Consider the following 16,034-nt stretch of genomic DNA (forward strand, 5'->3'; position numbering starts at 1 on the left):
CATCCGTTAGTATAATTTTGTCCATTACACAGTATCCCAACCCCCAATTTCGTCAAGTGTGAAAATGGTGCGCTAATTGCTGACAAAATTCACGCAGAATCAACCATTTTCTCTCACGGCAGCGGCGGAATCTGCTCTATGATGGAAGCGTTACCAAAGTATGCTTGGGGAGGTAAGGATCATGAGTCGAAAACGTATCCGAAGACTAGGAATACTCGTCCTGCTGACAGCGATGTCAGGCTCTTTGTTTACCGTTGCTCCCGCAGTAACCGATGCCGCAGCCAGTGAAGACTATAGCTGGAACAGTGTGGCTACCGGTGCGGGCGGGGGTTTTGTGCCGGGGATTATTTTCAACCAGACGGAACCGAATCTGATCTATGCACGGACGGATATTGGCGGAGCTTACCGCTGGAATGAGGCGAACGGGAGCTGGATTCCGCTGACTGACTCGGTCGGCTGGGCGGACTGGAACAAGAACGGCGTAGACGCGCTGGCTACTGATCCGGTTGATCCGGACAAGGTGTATATGGCAACCGGGACGTACACGAATTCCTGGGACGGCAATGGTCAAATTATGCGTTCCAGCGACCGTGGGGATACCTGGCAATCTTCGCCGCTACCGTTCAAGGTTGGAGGCAATATGCCTGGACGTTCAGCCGGAGAGAGGCTGGTGATTGACCCGAATAAGAACAGCATTCTGTTCTTCGGGGCGCGGAGCGGGAATGGTCTGTGGAAGAGTGCGGACTCCGGCGTGACCTGGTCCAAGGTTACCTCCTTCACGAATGTAGGGACGTATGTTCAGAATCCGGCGAATGAGTATCAGAGTGATATCGTGGGCTTGTCCTGGATTACTTTTGATAAAAGCACGGGCTCTGCCGGACAAGCTACCCAGAGCATCTATGTCGGTGTGGCGGATACCGCTAAAAGTGTGTTCCGCAGCACAGATGGAGGTGCAACCTGGTCAGCGCTGCCGGGTCAGCCGGTAGGCCTGCTTCCGCATCATGGGGAGCTGTCGGCAACAGGCGATCTGTACATCACCTACAGTGACGGGGTCGGGCCGTATGACGGACGCAAGGGTGAGGTCTGGAAATATAACACAACCAGCGGCGTCTGGAAAAATATCAGCCCTACAACAGGGACCGACAACTTCTATGGCTTCGGCGGGCTTGCGCTGGATGCCCAGCATCCGAATACGCTGATGGTAGCCAGCCTCAATGCCTGGTGGCCGGACGAGGTGATTTTCCGCAGTAAGGACGGCGGAGAGACCTGGAGCCGGATCTGGGATTGGGGCTTCTATCCGGAGCGCAATTACAAGTTCGAGATGGATATTACTGCGGCTCCGTGGCTTAATCTTGGGCTGACCTCGAGCTCGCTTGATCCTGCACCGAAGATGGGCTGGATGATAGGGGACCTTGAGATCGATCCGTTCAACTCGGACAGGATGATGTATGGCACCGGCGCAACGATCTACGGTACGAATAACCTCGGGGACTGGGATACCGGCGGTAAGGTCAACATATCCGTGATGGCCAAAGGGGTGGAAGAGACCGCAGTGCTGGGGCTGATCAGCCCGCCTTCGGGCGCTCATCTGATTACCGCGCTGGGGGATGTGTCCGGCTTCCGGTATGACGATGTAACGGCTGTGCCGGTGAAGTTCCAGACGAGTCCCATCTGGGCGAGCACGAACAGCATAGATTATGCAGAGCTGGACCCGGCCTATGTCGTTCGTGTCGGCGGTGCGGACAAAGAGAAGTATCCGAACAGTAAGTCAATCGGGATCTCCAATGACAACGGTAAGAACTGGTATATGCCGAATGCGGAACCCTCCAAAGGCGGCAGCACCACGGTAGGCCAGGGCCAGATTGCTGTATCAGCGAACGGCAATGCGCTGCTGTGGAGCACCTCAGATATCGGGGTCTTTTATTCCAAGACCGGCGGCAATGCCTGGACCGCAAGCAGCGGCGTGCCTGCCGGAGCGAAGATTGCGTCAGACCGGGTGAATCCGAATAAATTCTATGGCTTCTATGAGGGCAAGCTCTATGTCAGTACGGATAGCGGAGCCACCTTCACGGCTACGGGGGCGACAGGCTTGCCTGCCAATAATGTGAACGGTCTGCAGCCTAACCAGGCTCAGGTCAGTCTGAAGGCTATGCCGGGAATCGAAGGCGATCTCTGGTTTGCCGGCGGACATCCGCTCGATAAGTATGGCATATGGCACTCAACCAATTCAGGTGCCAGCTTCACGAAGCTGAGCAATGTGGAAGAAGCAGACCTGATCGGGTTCGGTAAGGCCGCACCGGGTGAGAATTATATGGCACTCTATACTGTAGCCCAGATCGACGGGGTGAGAGGAGTGTTCCGTTCGGATGACGCCGGAGCCAGCTGGGTACGGATCAACGATGACGCCCACCAGTATGCCAGAATTAATATGGCGATTACAGGAGATCCGCGCATCTATGGCCGTGTCTATCTTGGAACCAATGGCCGCGGGACCTTATATGCAGATCCGGTGAACCCTCCGGCAGCAGGCTCCGTCATTACGCCGGTCACGGCCAGCTTTGATAAGAAGACGGCGAATCAGAGCGACATTGCAGTGACGATGACCTTGAACGGAAATACTCTGGATTCCATAACCAATGGAGCGGCTACACTTACTGCTGGCACGGATTATACATTGAGCGGTTCAACAGTGACGATTCATAAAGCTTATCTGGCAGCACAGGCTGTGGGAACTACCACCTTAAGCTTCCATTTCAGTGCCGGAGCAGCGAAGACCTTAACGGTTACGGTGGCAGATACGACAACAACGGCCAACGATTCTGCGATAACACCGGTCACTGCCAGCTTCGACAAGAAGACGGGTAATCAGAGCGACATCGAAGTAACGATGACCTTGAACGGGAATACTTTAGCTTCTATTAAAAACGGCCCGGCCGTATTAACCGCCGGAACGGATTATACAGTGAGCGGATCGGTTGTAACAATCCACAAGGCTTATCTGGCAGCACAGGCTGCGGGAACTACTACGCTGAGCTTCCAGTTCAGTGCCGGCGCACCGCAGAGCCTGGCGGTCACGGTGACTGATACAACAGCGCCGGTGGACGGCGGTCTGAAGGTCCAGATGTTCAATAGCAGCACGGCTAATGCTGTCAATGCCCTCAGCCCGCGGATCAAGCTGGTGAATACCGGCACGGCTGCGGTCTCCCTCGCTGATGTGAAGCTCAGATATTACTACACCAGTGACGGCGAACAGGCCCAGAATTTCTTCTGTGACTGGTCTCAGGTTGGTAGCGCCAATGTGACGGGGACGTTTGTGAAGCTGCCAGCAGCCTTGAGCGGCGCGGACCATTATCTGGAGCTGGGCTTCACCGCAGCAGCAGGCTCGCTTCCTCCGGGAGCCAGCATCGATATTCAGATGCGGGCCTCCAAGGTGGACTGGACCAATTATAACCAGTCCGATGACTATTCCTTCAATCCTGCGGGCACAGCTCCTGCGGATTGGGCCAAGCTTCCGGCTTACATCTCCGGCAGTCTGGTATGGGGGATTGAGCCTTTATAAATAAAAAGGCAGCCTATGCACAATTGCATGGGCTGCCGGTTTTTAGTATAGGCCACTAAACACATATAAACCTCTATTGTTGATCAGTACATCAACAATAGAGGTTTATATTGTTACCACTATACCCATGTTAGTCTCAGACTCCTTATCCTATCCTTTGTACTCAGCCGGGTAGAAATGGTCCGAGGCGGCAGTATATTTGCCTATCCTGCACATTCAAACTGCTCTCAACTGATCCGCTTACCACGATAGGATTGGGGTTATAAAGCCAGTGAGCTTTAAGAAGCTCATACCGTTTCGTGCAGGGACTCACTTAAGGCGGGAATGTCAGGATCAAAGATATAGTCTCAGTCACAAGGAGGAGCGCTGCTTAAGATTAGCTGCCGGAGATTCTGCCCTGGCTTACTTTCTTCCTGCAGTGTCTGTGTCCTTGAGCTGATACCTGAATTATACCGTCCGTGCGGAGAATAGTAAAAAGCCGAAATTTTTAAGTTTGCACTTCCTGTTTGGAAAAAGGTCTTGTAAGCGCTGTTATCCTGCGTTTTCCTTAGAATCTGCTGAATTCAAATCCCGCTGCCTTTACTGTATAATGAAAAGAATGGTTTCGATGCTGCGCAGTCTCCGGCAGCTTTGCCTGGAGGGAAAGGATACGGAAATGAGCTTGTATGTGGTGAAGCTTGAGGAACTTGGCAGCGGACTGCTGAAGTCCTTTTTGGAGGATAATTATATATGTGCGGGTTATTCCGGTACGGGTGATCTGGAGCAGCATAGCAGAGAAGAGATCAGCCGCAAGCTGGCTGCCGCCGGCTATCACGGGCAGGAGCTGGAGGGTGCAACCGATACCCTGGATATCTTCGTCAATGCGATGCAGGATGGAGATTATGTGCTGATTGCCGATGAAGAGTGGGTATATCTCGGGGATCTTGGCGATTACTTCTATGATACCCGGCACAGCGGTACTGAGGATAGTACAGCCCACCGGCGCGGTGTCACCTGGCTGAAGAGTCTGCCTCTCGCTGCGGTCAATCCGGCTGCAGCAGAGCTGCTTGCCTCTGACAGCAGAATAACTGCTTATTCAGGAGTGCTGCCCGCAGCCCGGATCGATCTCTGGCTGGGGAATCAGGCAGAGGATGGCGGGAGTACTGCCGGTGCCTGTCCGGTTAAGGTGGATGAAGCTACAGTAGCGCAGGCGCTGGCTGTCCTGAAGGCAGCCTTGAACAGCACGGATGTGGAGCGGCAGGAGCGTGCGGCTGTGGCGATTCTGCAGTATGCGCGGTGAGAATGGATTGATAATACGGCAGGATTATATATGAAAAGGGTCTTCCGGTGGTTTAACCGGAAGACCCTTTTTATTAAATAAATTCAACAAACTCATTAACCGGCTTGCGGTAGCCGCGCGGTCTGATCTTGTGCTGGTTATCCTTGCCGATCGTAATCAGCATCACCGGAACCATATGGTCTCCGAGACCAAGGGTAGCCTTCACAGCCTCCGGATCGAAGCCGATCATCGGGCAGGTATCCCAGCCCTTATCCTTGGCAATCAGCATGAACTGCATCGCCGACAGCGAGGCATTGCGGATCGCTTCATCCCGCTGGAACGCATCGTTCCCGGTATAAGCATCGTTGATGGATTGAATGGTCTGCTCGTAAGCATCCTCGCTCATCGCTCCCAGCAGCTTAAGCCCGCTATAGATTTCAGGAGCCTGCAGATAGGCATTCTTGTCACCCAGCACCACAATAACAGCAGAAGCAGTGTGGATCTTGTATTGGCCGTACGCATCCTTGCGGATGGCTTCCTTCACACTGTCATTGCTGATCACCTTGTAATGGGCGTGCTGAAGATTATAAGCCGAGGGTGCCAGCCGGGCCAGAGAAAACATTTCTTCAAGCTCACTCTGCGGGATGGTAACACCTTCCACGAAATTATTAGCTGATCTGCGGGATTGCACCAATTCGGAAAAAGTACTCATAAATCATTACCTCCATCTAATTATGTATGCTGCTTAGTTATAATCAATTGCTGTTATTAATTAATGAACTTACAATAAGTTACTTACTTAAGATATCACGACTATCCGTATACGTCAATGAGTATTAACATAATCATTTGTAAATTTAACCTTATTAATCAACCTGGCTTGATGAAATTGATGAGGAAGTGATAATAATCACAAAAATAGGTTGAAAAGGCAAAAAGATTGTGACAATAATAACAAATAGAGTGTTATAATAGTCACATAGTTTCATAGGAGTTCATTATGCAAGAATACGATATGTAAAAGGAGACTTCGAAATGTCAGAAACCGTTACCCAAAATCTTCCTGAACAAGAAATACCAGAAGCAGTCCTTCCCAAAGAGGATGTGCTGAAAGAGCTCCTGAAGCCGGAGGTTCAGCAATCTCTGATGGTACTGGTTGAGCAGCTGCCGCAGATCACACAAATGGTTAGTGTATTGTCCAAATCACTAGAATTTGTGCAGTCTGTTGCCACGGACGAAGTGCTTAAGAATGATACAGTTGGCGCGATTAAGGAAATGGCGGGTCCTGTGGTGGGCACGGCCAAGAATCTGGCGGCCACTGTCATTGAAGCGAAGGACCGCGCGGAGGCAAGCAGCGAAACCATCAGCCTGTTCGGCATGATGAAGATGATCAAGGACCCGCAGGTACAGAAGGCGCTCCGGTTCATGAATGCCTATCTACAGGTCAGCGGTGAGCGTCAATCGGGCAAATAAGCCCGTAATACTTAATGATGGAGGAATTATGATGTCAAAACATATAGTGATTCTAGGTGCAGGGTACGGCGGTCTGCTCAGTGCCTTAACCGTTCGTAAATATATGAGCAAAGAGGAAGCCAAAATTACGGTAGTCAATCAATATCCGACACATCAGATTATTACGGAATTGCACCGGCTTGCAGCGGGCAGCGCGTCTGAACAGGCGGTTGCCATGCCGCTGGCGAAGCTGTTCGCCGGTAAGGATATTGATCTGAAAATCGCCAAGGTCAACTCGTTCTCTGCAGAGAACAAACAGGTTATTCTCTCGGACGGCGTTATGCTGACTTATGATGCGCTAGTTGTCGGTCTGGGCAGCACGACTGCATACTTTGGTATTCCGGGACTTGAAGAGTACAGCATGGTGCTGAAATCAGCAGCAGATGCGCTGCGGATTCGCCGTCATATTGAAGACCGGATTCGTGACTATTCCAAAACCCGCAACGCAGCAGATGCTACGATTCTGATCGGCGGCGGCGGACTGACCGGCGTTGAGCTGGTAGGCGAAATTGCCGATATTCTGCCTAAGCTGACGAAGCAATATGGAGTGAATCCTGCTGAGATCAAGCTTCTGCTCGTTGAAGCGGGTCCGAAGATTCTCCCTGTCCTGCCGGATCATCTGATTGAGCGCGCTACGGCCAGCCTGGAGAAGCGCGGGGTGCAGTTCCTGACGGGTCTTCCGGTTACGAAGGTGGTTGACAATACGATTGATCTGAAGGATGGGCAGCAGATTGTGGCGAACACCTTCGTCTGGACCGGCGGGGTACAGGGCAATCCGCTGGTTGGCGAATCCGGTCTTGAAGTCAACCGCGGCCGGGCCACGGTAAATGAGTTCCTGCAGTCCACTTCACACCCAAATGTATTTGTAGCCGGAGACAGCGCTGTTGTCTTTGCACCGGATGGCCGTCCTTATCCGCCAACGGCACAGATCGCCTGGCAGATGGGTGAGCTGATTGGCTACAATCTGTTCGCTTATCTTATTGATAAGCCGCAGGAAGCCTTCAGCCCGGTCAATTCCGGCACACTTGCCAGCCTCGGACGCAAAGACGGGGTAGCGATTGTCGGCGGTAACTCCACTCCGCTGAAGGGGCTGCCGGCCACGCTGATGAAGGAAGCCAGCAATATCCGTTATTTGACTCATATCCATGGCTTGTTCAGCCTGGCCTATTAGTTTTTGATCCTAAGAGCCCCCTGAGGCTGTCAATATGGCAGTCTTAGGGGGTTTTCTTGTTTGGTATAAGGAATAATTTTCAATGAAAACGTGTCCGCAGGAAAGTCAATTTGCTATAATGATCATGTTTATATAATAGATCTTTTCATAGGAGGATTTCAGGCATGCCATTTCAAAAGAACGATATCATCCTGTTCCAGGGGGATAGTATCACAGATTGTGGACGCAATTACGCTGATGCCTCATCGCTGGGTGTAGGTTACGCGCTGATGGCGGGCGCCCGGCTTGGCCTTCAGTATGCGGAGCAGAAGCTTACATTCCTGAACCGCGGAATCAGCGGCAACCGGGCGGTAGACCTGCAGGAGCGCTGGGAGAGGGATTGTCTTGCGCTGAAGCCAACCTGGGTGTCTATTTATATTGGAATAAATGATACCTGGCGTTGGTATGATTCCGGGCAGGAGACTACAGCGGCAGAATTCGAGTCGTCCTACCGTGATCTGATTGAGCGGACCAAGCAGCATCTGGATGCCAAGCTGGTACTGGTGGAGCCGTTCGTATTGCCGGTGCCGGAAGACCGCAAGGGCTGGCGTCAGGACCTGGACCCCAAAATTCACATAGTCCGTGAGCTGGCCCGTGAATACGGCGCTGTACTCGTGCCGCTGGACGGTCTGTTCGCAGCGGCATCGGTCAAGGCTGAACCTGGCTACTGGGCGGCGGATGGCGTTCACCCTTCGCCTGCGGGACATGCCCTAATCGCCGATGCCTGGATGAAGGCTGTAGGTGCAATAAGCTAAGAGGTACGTTCATTTCACTCTGCGTAACAAGGCTGTTATACTTGTAGGATACATACTCAAGGTGAAGCTTTGATAACGAGAGGAATGTGAGCAGGGATGACGAGCGAGACGCTCCAGGATATGCAAGGACTGAAAGCGGCGGGTGCAGTGGTGGGCCATACCATCGCGGAGATGAAGAAAAGTGTCGTGCCCGGAATGACGACTGCAGAGCTGGATGAAGTGGGAGCGAAGATTCTGAACCATTTTGGCGCAAAATCTGCTCCAAAGGTAACCTACAACTTCCCCGGAACGACCTGTATTAGTGTGAATGAAGAGGTGGCGCACGGAATTCCGGGACAACGTGTCATTCAGCCGGGAGATCTGATCAATATTGATGTCTCTGCCGAGCTGAACGGTTATTTTGGCGATGCCGGGGTATCGTTTCAACTGCCTCCATATAATGAGAAGCTGATCCACCTCTGCCGGAGTACAGAAGAGACCATGATGAGCGTGATTAATCATCTCCGGGCGGGTATGAAGGTTAACGAAATCGGCCGGGTTATGGAGTCGGAAGCACGGAAGCGCGGCTATAAAGTCGTGCGTAACCTGTGCAGCCACGGCATCGGCAAAGCGTTGCATGAGAAGCCGTTTGAGATTCTGCCCTTTTATAATCCGCGTGTGACGACAGTGCTGAAAGAAGGCCAGGTCATTACCATCGAGCCGTTTCTGTCCACGGGCACTGATTTTGTAGAGCAGCAGTCAGATGGCTGGACACTCAGCGTTGCCGACAACAGCCGCGTGGCCCAGTTTGAGCATACCATTGTGGTCACCAAGGGCAAGCCGATTATTCTGACCAGTGCGTGAAGATATATAAGACGCAAACTAAAGCTATTAACAAAAAGCTAAAAGAAGCGGAGGGGAAATTTGGAACTGGAGGAGCGATAGCGTCCGCCTTTGTATTTGGATTTCTACCGCGAGGAGCAGTTTCTAATGAAGAAATCCAAATACAACAGCGGCCGGAGGGCCAAATGTTCACCGCAGCGACGACCCAGCTTTGAGTTCGAAACTTAAGTGCGACTTATATAGGAATATTTAACAGCTGTAATGTATGCATTACGCAAGAAACCCTCATACTAAAGATGATGTTATGATATGGAATGCAAGAATATGTTTCCAGAATCGGAGGGTTAATTAAAGTGGATAATGTACCGCAAGTCAGTCATGCCTTCATGACATTTATGAAGGAAGCGCCGGAGCAGCAGAAGGCCCTTGGCGAAATTGTGAAGAAGCTGGATGCCGCAAGCAGCCTGGATGCCAAAACCGAGGAGATTGCCTATATTTCCGTACTCGCGGCGGTTAGGCTGGAGAGCGGGCTTCCCTTTCACGTCAAGCATGCCAAAGCGCTCGGCGCAACCCGTGACGAGATCATCAGCGCAGTGCTGCTGCCCCTTCCAGCGGTGGGTAATGTGGTGATTCAAGCCCTGCCGGTGGCATTGCAGGCGTATGACAGTGAATAGTGTTCTATTGTCTGCAAACCCCCTGCGGGATTGACAATTGCTCTAAATGTAACTATTATAGTTGCATCTGGCGGAAGCTTTCCGGCCAGTGTGAAGGAGTGATTGACATGAACATCAGCACGCGGTTTGCGGTGGCTATTCATATTCTAACCTTAATTGACAGCAACAAAGACGGCAAAAGCACCTCCGAGTGGATCGCCGGCAGCGTGAATACGAACCCCGTAGTAATTCGCCGCCTTACGGGTATGCTCAATAAGGCGGGACTTGTGGAGGTTCGTCCCGGTGTCGCCGGAGCGAAGCTTGCCCGCAGTGCAGCTGATATTACGCTGCTGCAGATTTATAAGGCAGTGAATGCAGTGGAAGAGGACTCTCTGTTCTCTGTCCATGAGCATCCGAACCCGGAATGTCCGGTGGGCAAGAACATTGCAGGAGCTATTGTTCCTGTGTTCTCTCTTGCCCAGAAGGCGATGGAGAATGTGCTGCAGGAGGTCACCCTGGATCAGATCGTACATCAGATTCCTGTAGGATAAGCCAGGATTTGATGGAAGTGAATTTTAAGGAAACCTTCAGCCCCGCTTTATGTTTTTTTAAGGTTCGGGGAGTATAGTAGAGCCATGACCCCCTTACAATAGACTTTGGCCCTGCCGGTTACCGGCGGGGCCACTTTTTTTGATGCATAGCTGCCCTGGCGTTAACTTTACACTGCGATTTCTTTCGTTTAGACTGACACATATGGATCTAACATACATACAAGGAGATGCTGTAAATAAAGAATCAATATACCATTCTTGGAGCTGCTCTGATTCTGGCCTGTGTCTGGTTGCCGGCAGCTTCGTAATTGGCGACCGGCTTAGGGCGGGTTATGAGAAGCAGCTGCCGGCACCTGCCGGAGCGCAGGCGGTGAGCCAAGCAGAGGACCATCCGTTAATGACACTTGCAGAGACTGCGCAGTTCCTGCGGCTGAGTGAAGATCAGGTGAAGAACATTATGAAGGCGGAGAATGCAATGTTGCGCAATGACGGACCCTTCGAGGGGACGAAGCTCCCTTATCTCAGAATAGATAATGAGTTCCTGTTCAATAAGGAGCAGTTAACCGTCTGGGTTCTGGCCGCTTCGCAGGAGCATAGGGTATACGCGGGGGAGAAGCTGGCCGGGAATTAAGGATCGCAACAGAGTGGAGGGAACGGCAGGATGAAATTTTTCACTATACCCTGGTATGAAGAAATGCAGGTGCGCGGGTTCATGGTCTTCCCTGAGACGGAGCAGGATTGGGTGGAGGATGTGGCCTGGCATGTGGCGGAGGGGATCAGCTATGAGGAGCGGGCTAAGGATTATCTGGAGTATATGAAAAAAGATCTCCTAAAATATCTTCCAGGGTACTTCCACGCCTCGATACATGACGGAACCATAAATTCCACTCATCCTGCGCCTGAGTTTAAGGAACGGGCCTTGCAGTGGGGCAGGGAATATGATGAACGGATGCAGGTGCTTTTCAGGGGATACCGCAAAGGGTACGAATCGATTAAGCATGAACTCCCGGAGGGCGCGGTACAGCTAGTCGAGAAGAGTCTGCACGATGCCAGAGTCATCTCTTATACTATGCCTGCAGAAGACGTGCTGGAGATGATTCTGGACTGCGGCGGGGCGATGCATTACCAGTGTGAGGTGAAGCTAACGTTCAGCAGTGTGAGCGGACTGCGCTTGCCGGAGCCGCTTGAGAAGAAATATTGGCTGTATGACGAGATCTATGCCGTGGAGCAGGGGTTCGAGCTAAGGGTTCTGATGGATTCTCCACCGAGTGAACTAAAAATTACTGCGCAGGATGTATCGATAGAGATCCTTGGGGAACCTAAGTATATGGAATGACTGCTTCGAAGTCTGGCCTGTTGGCTGGGCTTTTTTATTATATTAGGAAACTATAGTTTCCTTTTGCTGTGTGGATATGCTTTAAACCGAATTGGTTTGTACAGCGGAATGTGGCCCGAATGTATGTGGAAAACAGCATACATTATGTTCGCAAGCAGGCACCCGGCCTAAATGTATGTGAAAAACAGCATACATTGTGATCGCAAGCAGGCACCTGGCCCGAATGTATGTGAAAAACAGCATACATTGTGATCGCAAGCGAGCACCCGGCCTGAATGTATGTGAAAAACAGCATACGTTGTGTTAGCGCAAAGGTAATCTTATTTATCCGATAGTATAAATTTGTTATTGGACAAGATACATTTTGCAAAAGTAATTGACAAACATATAGATCGCAACTATACTTAAGTAAGTTAGTATGTAATGGAAATCGAAATTACCTTTGCATGGACAGGATAGGAACAGTTAACACTAATCCTTATTATGCGTGGTTTGGCACCGGAGACATAATTTTAATGATTTAAGAAGTACTAAAGAAATAAACGAAAAGCAAAAAGAAGCGGAGGGGAAATTTGGAACTGTAGGAGCGATAGCGACCGCCTTTGTCACCGGATTTCTACCGCGAAGAGCGGTTAAAATCAAGAAATCTGGGGACAACAGCGGCCGGAAGTCCAAATGTTCACCGCAGTGACGACCAAGCTTTGAGTTCAAACCTTTAGCATATATTCATTTCAGGAGGGATTCTTATGACAGCAACAGCTATTTTACCGCAAGCACTGGAAATTGGACTTGTACAGATTCGGGTAAGTAATTTGGAGCGCTCGCTCAGCTTTTACCAGAATGTGATCGGACTGAAGATCCTGCGGCAGCAAGGGCGCAGCGCAGAGCTGACGGCGGACGGCCAGCAGGTGCTGCTGGTGCTGCGGGAGATTGAACAGGCTCAGGTGCTGCGCCGGAACTCGGTGGCCGGACTGTACCATTTTGCAATTCTGCTGCCGAACCGGCCTTCTCTGGGACTGGTGCTGCGCAATCTGATTGACTCCGGGATATCGGTGGGCCAGGGGGATCATCTGGTCAGCGAAGCCCTATACATTGAAGACCCTGATCACAACGGAATCGAGCTGTACCGCGACCGTCCCCGTGACACCTGGAAGTATGAGGCAACAGGCAATGTGGTCATGACTACAGATCCGGTGGATGTGGACGGTCTGCTGGCTGACTCGGAAGGACTGAGCTGGACCGGGCTGCCGGCCGGCACTGTAATGGGGCATGTTCACTTCCATGTCGGCGATCTGGCAGAGGCCAAGAAATTCTACGTGGATGCGCTTGGATTCACGGTGACCGCCCATTACGGAGATGCAGCCATGTTCATTTCGGCTGGAGGCTATCATCATCATATGGGGCTGAATACTTGGGCTGGCAAGGGTGCTCCGGCGGCTCCGGCGAATGCGGCGGGCATCGATTATTTTACTCTGCTGCTCCCGGACATTGAGGCTGTGCATGAAGTCGCTGATCGTGTGAAGCGTGCCGGGTACCGTGTGGAAGAAGAAGGCGGTATCGTCACTCTAAGGGACCCGTGGAATATAGGCATACAGCTGCTAGTGAAAAGATAAAATAACAAGGCGGGCAGCATCGCGTCAATATTTATGGCTAGACCAGCGGCGGAAGCCGTGAATGTTAAGGTAACGGAAGGTACGGACGGAGAATTTTAATTTCCGTGGTGCCTTCCGTTTGTTGACGTTAGCCGGATCACTGCAATATTATAATTGATTATCAGACGGGGAGATGATGGACTTGGAGACTTTTCTGGCTGTGCTGCTGATGCTTGGATTAATTGCTGTATCAAATATCTTGAACCGCTTCATTCCGTTTGTCCCGGTCCCCCTGATTCAGATAGGACTTGGAATCATTGCTGCACTCATTCCGACAGGAATACATATGCACTTCGAGCCTGAGCTGTTTTTTGTATTATTCATCGCTCCGCTGCTCTTCAATGACGGGCGGCGGACACCGCGCGGTGAGCTGTGGAATCTTAGGGCACCCATCCTGCTGCTGGCGCTTGGACTTGTGTTTGTCACGGTATTTGTGGCGGGCTATGCGATTAACTGGATGATTCCCTCGATTCCGCTGGCAGCCTCCTTCGCACTGGCGGCTATTCTGTCTCCTACCGATGCGGTAGCGGTGAGTGCGCTGGCTGGACGGGTTCATCTTCCCAAAAGTATCCACCGGATTCTCGAGGGAGAATCGCTGATGAACGATGCCTCCGGCCTGGTTGCCTTTAAATTTGCGATTGCAGCCATGGTTACCGGCGTGTTCTCTCTGCCTAAGGCCTCGCTCAGCTTTGTGCTGATTGCCGCAGGAGGACTGCTGCTTGGTGCAGTGCTGTCGTTCCTGCTGATCCGGCTCAGCGTGTTCATCCGCAGGTTCGGCATGGAGGATGTGACCATTCATGTCCTGCTGCAGATCCTTACCCCGTTCATTATTTATCTGATCAGCGAGGAGATCGGAGTCTCGGGTATCCTGGCCGTGGTGGCAGGGGGTGTCATGTACGCCATCGAGAAGGACCGGGCAGTTTCCCCGCAATATAAACTTCAGCTGGTATCCGCCAGTACCTGGTCAGTGCTGCTGCTGGTGCTGAACGGGCTGGTCTTCCTGATTCTCGGCGTGTCTGTTCCGGATGTGATCAAGGTTATTTATCAGGATCACACGCTGAATAACTTCATGGTTGCCGGCTATGTTCTGGCGATCACGGCGCTGCTGATTGTGCTGCGGTTTCTGTGGGTCTATGGTTACTCCTTGTGGGAGAGCAAGCGGTTGAAGGCAGAGAAGGCTCCGCTGAAGTCGCAGATTATTACATCAATCTCTGGGGTGCGGGGAGCTGTTACCCTTGCGGGTGCCTTCTCGATTCCGCTGGTGCTCGGGGACGGGGTGACACCTTTTCCAGAGCGGGATCTCATTATTGCGCTGGCGGCAGGTGTGATTCTGATGTCACTGGTCATCGCCAGCATCTTCCTTCCGCTGCTTGCGGACAGTGAAGAGACGGTAGTTCAGAACGCGGGAGTTGTACACGGGAATGCGGAGCTGACGGCCAGAAATGTGGTCATTGACGCCGGGATGTCGATGCTGCGCAGCCTGGTCTCCGAGAGCCCGGAACGCTCAACACAGCCTGTGCTGCTGGAATTCACCGATAAGGTTGACAGATTGTGTGCTGCAAGACCGGATCGTGACCCGGCCCATGAGCAGTTCCTTCGTCTTGGAGTCGAGGCACGCAAGAGTGCACTCGAAGCCGAACGCACAGAGCTGCGGCGGATTATGGAGAACGGGGCATTGCCGGAGCCTGTTGCCTTGAAGATGGAGGAGCTGCTGGACCATACGGAGTCTCTGCTGTGCAAACGGCTGAATACGCAGATTAAATTCTCTTTGACAGAAATTCAGAGGCTGTTCTCTGGTCTGTTCTCAGGTAAGCTCGGCGGGGAAGGTGGACAGCTCGCTCTGCAGAATGCCGAAAGTGCGCGGACGGCGAAGATTGCGATGTGCAAGGCGGCAGTATCCGCCGTTAGTGCAGGAATAAGTGACGAGAACCGGCTAGCCTCACAGAAGGTCATCGACAAGTACGAACGGCTGGAATCCAAGCTGGTGCAGGGCGAAGGCTGGAGTAATGACGGTGTACTGGACGATGACAAGCTGGAGCTGAAGCTGCAGGCGATTCAGGAGCAGCGGAATACCGTGCAGGAGATGTACCAGAACGGGGCGATTAATCTTAAGATTGCCGGCAGGCTGCGGCGGTTCGTCGATCAGCTCGAAACCTCAATCTGGGAGGATTAAGTTCAGATTCTTATATTTGTACAAAGCCCGCTTGCGCAGGGACCCGGAGTCCTTGCTGCAAGCGGGCTTGTCTGTGCTGCCTGAAGGCTCAGGCTGCTATCTGCGGAATGAAGCGTTACGGTTGTTTGGGCAATTTCCTGAGGCGCATAAAGACTTGGCCCAGCACCTCGCTCAGCACCAGCCCGGTAGCAATGGCTCCGGACAGCAGGAGCGCCTGAACCCCATACTGGATGCCGAGGTTATTATCATTCTCCACGAATCTGCGCATGGCATCATACGCAAGACCGCCCGGCACAAGCGGGATGATGCCGCCGACACTGAAGATAATGACCGGCATCTTGAAGGAACGCGCAAAAAACTGGCTGATCAGTCCAACCACAACGGTAGCACCAAAGGTTGCGACGACAGTATCGGAGCTGGAATCCAGCAGCAGGTACAGCATCCAGCCGATCATTCCGGCGAAGCCGCATTGCAGCAGCGCGCGCACCGGTGCATTGAATAGAATGCAGAAGGTTGAGGCAGCGATAAAGCTGGTGATCAATTGCAAAATCAT

General features: G+C 52.1%; 14 protein-coding genes. 12 read left to right on the forward strand and 2 right to left on the reverse strand.

The features are described 5' to 3' along the window. Positions 1-181 precede the first annotated feature (181 nt). Both MKX63_RS25330 and MKX63_RS25335 read left to right on the forward strand, forming a co-directional pair. Complete coding sequence (locus tag MKX63_RS25330) at positions 182-3,559, forward strand: X2-like carbohydrate binding domain-containing protein (protein ID WP_341021034.1); 3,378 nt, start codon at positions 182-184, stop codon at positions 3,557-3,559. 589 nt (positions 3,560-4,148) lie between these two features. Further along, positions 4,149-4,838, forward strand: a complete 690-nt coding sequence (locus tag MKX63_RS25335; RefSeq protein ID WP_341021035.1) for a hypothetical protein — start codon at positions 4,149-4,151, stop codon at positions 4,836-4,838. Positions 4,839-4,911: 73 nt separating this feature from the next. Here MKX63_RS25335 and MKX63_RS25340 read toward each other — a convergent pair whose 3' ends face one another. After that, positions 4,912-5,529 (reverse strand): nitroreductase family protein, encoded by a 618-nt coding sequence (locus MKX63_RS25340; RefSeq protein ID WP_341021036.1) that lies wholly within the window; start codon positions 5,527-5,529, stop codon positions 4,912-4,914. A 323-nt stretch (positions 5,530-5,852) separates the two neighbouring features. Here MKX63_RS25340 and MKX63_RS25345 point away from each other — a divergent pair, with 323 nt between their 5' ends. From MKX63_RS25345 to MKX63_RS25390, 10 genes are all read left to right on the forward strand, one after another. Continuing rightward, on the forward strand, positions 5,853-6,290 hold the full coding sequence (locus MKX63_RS25345; protein ID WP_341021038.1) for a DUF1641 domain-containing protein: 438 nt from the start codon (positions 5,853-5,855) through the stop codon (positions 6,288-6,290). Positions 6,291-6,321: 31 nt separating this feature from the next. After that, complete coding sequence (locus MKX63_RS25350) at positions 6,322-7,500, forward strand: NAD(P)/FAD-dependent oxidoreductase (RefSeq protein ID WP_341021041.1); 1,179 nt, start codon at positions 6,322-6,324, stop codon at positions 7,498-7,500. Positions 7,501-7,664: 164 nt separating this feature from the next. Next, a complete protein-coding gene (locus MKX63_RS25355) occupies positions 7,665-8,294 on the forward strand; it encodes an SGNH/GDSL hydrolase family protein (RefSeq protein ID WP_341021042.1) in 630 nt (209 codons plus the stop codon). A 96-nt stretch (positions 8,295-8,390) separates the two neighbouring features. Then, positions 8,391-9,137, forward strand: a complete 747-nt coding sequence (gene map, locus MKX63_RS25360) for a type I methionyl aminopeptidase (RefSeq protein ID WP_341021043.1) — start codon at positions 8,391-8,393, stop codon at positions 9,135-9,137. 293 nt (positions 9,138-9,430) lie between these two features. Beyond that, positions 9,431-9,790 carry a carboxymuconolactone decarboxylase family protein gene (locus tag MKX63_RS25365; protein WP_341021045.1) on the forward strand — a complete coding sequence of 120 codons (360 nt, stop codon included), beginning with the start codon at positions 9,431-9,433 and terminating at the stop codon, positions 9,788-9,790. A 107-nt stretch (positions 9,791-9,897) separates the two neighbouring features. Further along, entirely contained in the window at positions 9,898-10,320 is a 423-nt protein-coding gene (locus MKX63_RS25370) for an Rrf2 family transcriptional regulator (RefSeq protein ID WP_341021047.1), read from the forward strand. A 202-nt stretch (positions 10,321-10,522) separates the two neighbouring features. Then, positions 10,523-10,951 (forward strand): hypothetical protein, encoded by a 429-nt coding sequence (locus tag MKX63_RS25375; protein ID WP_341021048.1) that lies wholly within the window; start codon positions 10,523-10,525, stop codon positions 10,949-10,951. A gap of 30 nt (positions 10,952-10,981) precedes the next feature. After that, positions 10,982-11,656 carry a DUF4085 family protein gene (locus MKX63_RS25380; protein ID WP_341021050.1) on the forward strand — a complete coding sequence of 225 codons (675 nt, stop codon included), beginning with the start codon at positions 10,982-10,984 and terminating at the stop codon, positions 11,654-11,656. 746 nt (positions 11,657-12,402) lie between these two features. Further along, positions 12,403-13,269, forward strand: coding sequence for a VOC family protein (locus MKX63_RS25385; protein ID WP_341021052.1), 867 nt, complete (start codon positions 12,403-12,405; stop codon positions 13,267-13,269). Between the two features lie 181 nt (positions 13,270-13,450). After that, positions 13,451-15,481 carry a Na+/H+ antiporter gene (locus MKX63_RS25390; protein WP_341021053.1) on the forward strand — a complete coding sequence of 677 codons (2,031 nt, stop codon included), beginning with the start codon at positions 13,451-13,453 and terminating at the stop codon, positions 15,479-15,481. 115 nt (positions 15,482-15,596) lie between these two features. On the opposite strand, the gene MKX63_RS25395 is transcribed toward MKX63_RS25390, so the two are convergent. Continuing rightward, the gene (locus MKX63_RS25395; RefSeq protein WP_341021054.1) at positions 15,597-16,034 is read right to left on the reverse strand and encodes a threonine/serine exporter family protein; all 438 of its coding nucleotides are present in this window, start codon (positions 16,032-16,034) and stop codon (positions 15,597-15,599) included.

The sequence above is a fragment of the Paenibacillus sp. FSL R7-0179 genome (genome assembly GCF_038002265.1).
GTDB lineage: Bacteria > Bacillota > Bacilli > Paenibacillales > Paenibacillaceae > Paenibacillus_AQ.

Excerpts from the sequence above, each read along its gene's own strand:
- MKX63_RS25330 (WP_341021034.1), top strand. The coding sequence starts at position 182 with ATGAGTCGAAAACGTATCCGAAGACTAGGAATACTCGTCCTGCTGACA.
- MKX63_RS25385 (WP_341021052.1), top strand. The coding sequence starts at position 12,403 with ATGACAGCAACAGCTATTTTACCGCAAGCACTGGAAATTGGACTTGTA.
- MKX63_RS25370 (WP_341021047.1), top strand. The coding sequence starts at position 9,898 with ATGAACATCAGCACGCGGTTTGCGGTGGCTATTCATATTCTAACCTTA.
- MKX63_RS25335 (WP_341021035.1), top strand. The coding sequence starts at position 4,149 with ATGAAAAGAATGGTTTCGATGCTGCGCAGTCTCCGGCAGCTTTGCCTG.
- MKX63_RS25365 (WP_341021045.1), top strand. The coding sequence starts at position 9,431 with ATGCAAGAATATGTTTCCAGAATCGGAGGGTTAATTAAAGTGGATAAT.
- MKX63_RS25345 (WP_341021038.1), top strand. The coding sequence starts at position 5,853 with ATGTCAGAAACCGTTACCCAAAATCTTCCTGAACAAGAAATACCAGAA.
- MKX63_RS25395 (WP_341021054.1), bottom strand. The coding sequence starts at position 16,034 with ATGATTTTGCAATTGATCACCAGCTTTATCGCTGCCTCAACCTTCTGC.
- MKX63_RS25340 (WP_341021036.1), bottom strand. The coding sequence starts at position 5,529 with ATGAGTACTTTTTCCGAATTGGTGCAATCCCGCAGATCAGCTAATAAT.
- MKX63_RS25355 (WP_341021042.1), top strand. The coding sequence starts at position 7,665 with ATGCCATTTCAAAAGAACGATATCATCCTGTTCCAGGGGGATAGTATC.
- map (WP_341021043.1), top strand. The coding sequence starts at position 8,391 with ATGACGAGCGAGACGCTCCAGGATATGCAAGGACTGAAAGCGGCGGGT.
- MKX63_RS25375 (WP_341021048.1), top strand. The coding sequence starts at position 10,523 with ATGGATCTAACATACATACAAGGAGATGCTGTAAATAAAGAATCAATA.
- MKX63_RS25350 (WP_341021041.1), top strand. The coding sequence starts at position 6,322 with ATGTCAAAACATATAGTGATTCTAGGTGCAGGGTACGGCGGTCTGCTC.
- MKX63_RS25380 (WP_341021050.1), top strand. The coding sequence starts at position 10,982 with ATGAAATTTTTCACTATACCCTGGTATGAAGAAATGCAGGTGCGCGGG.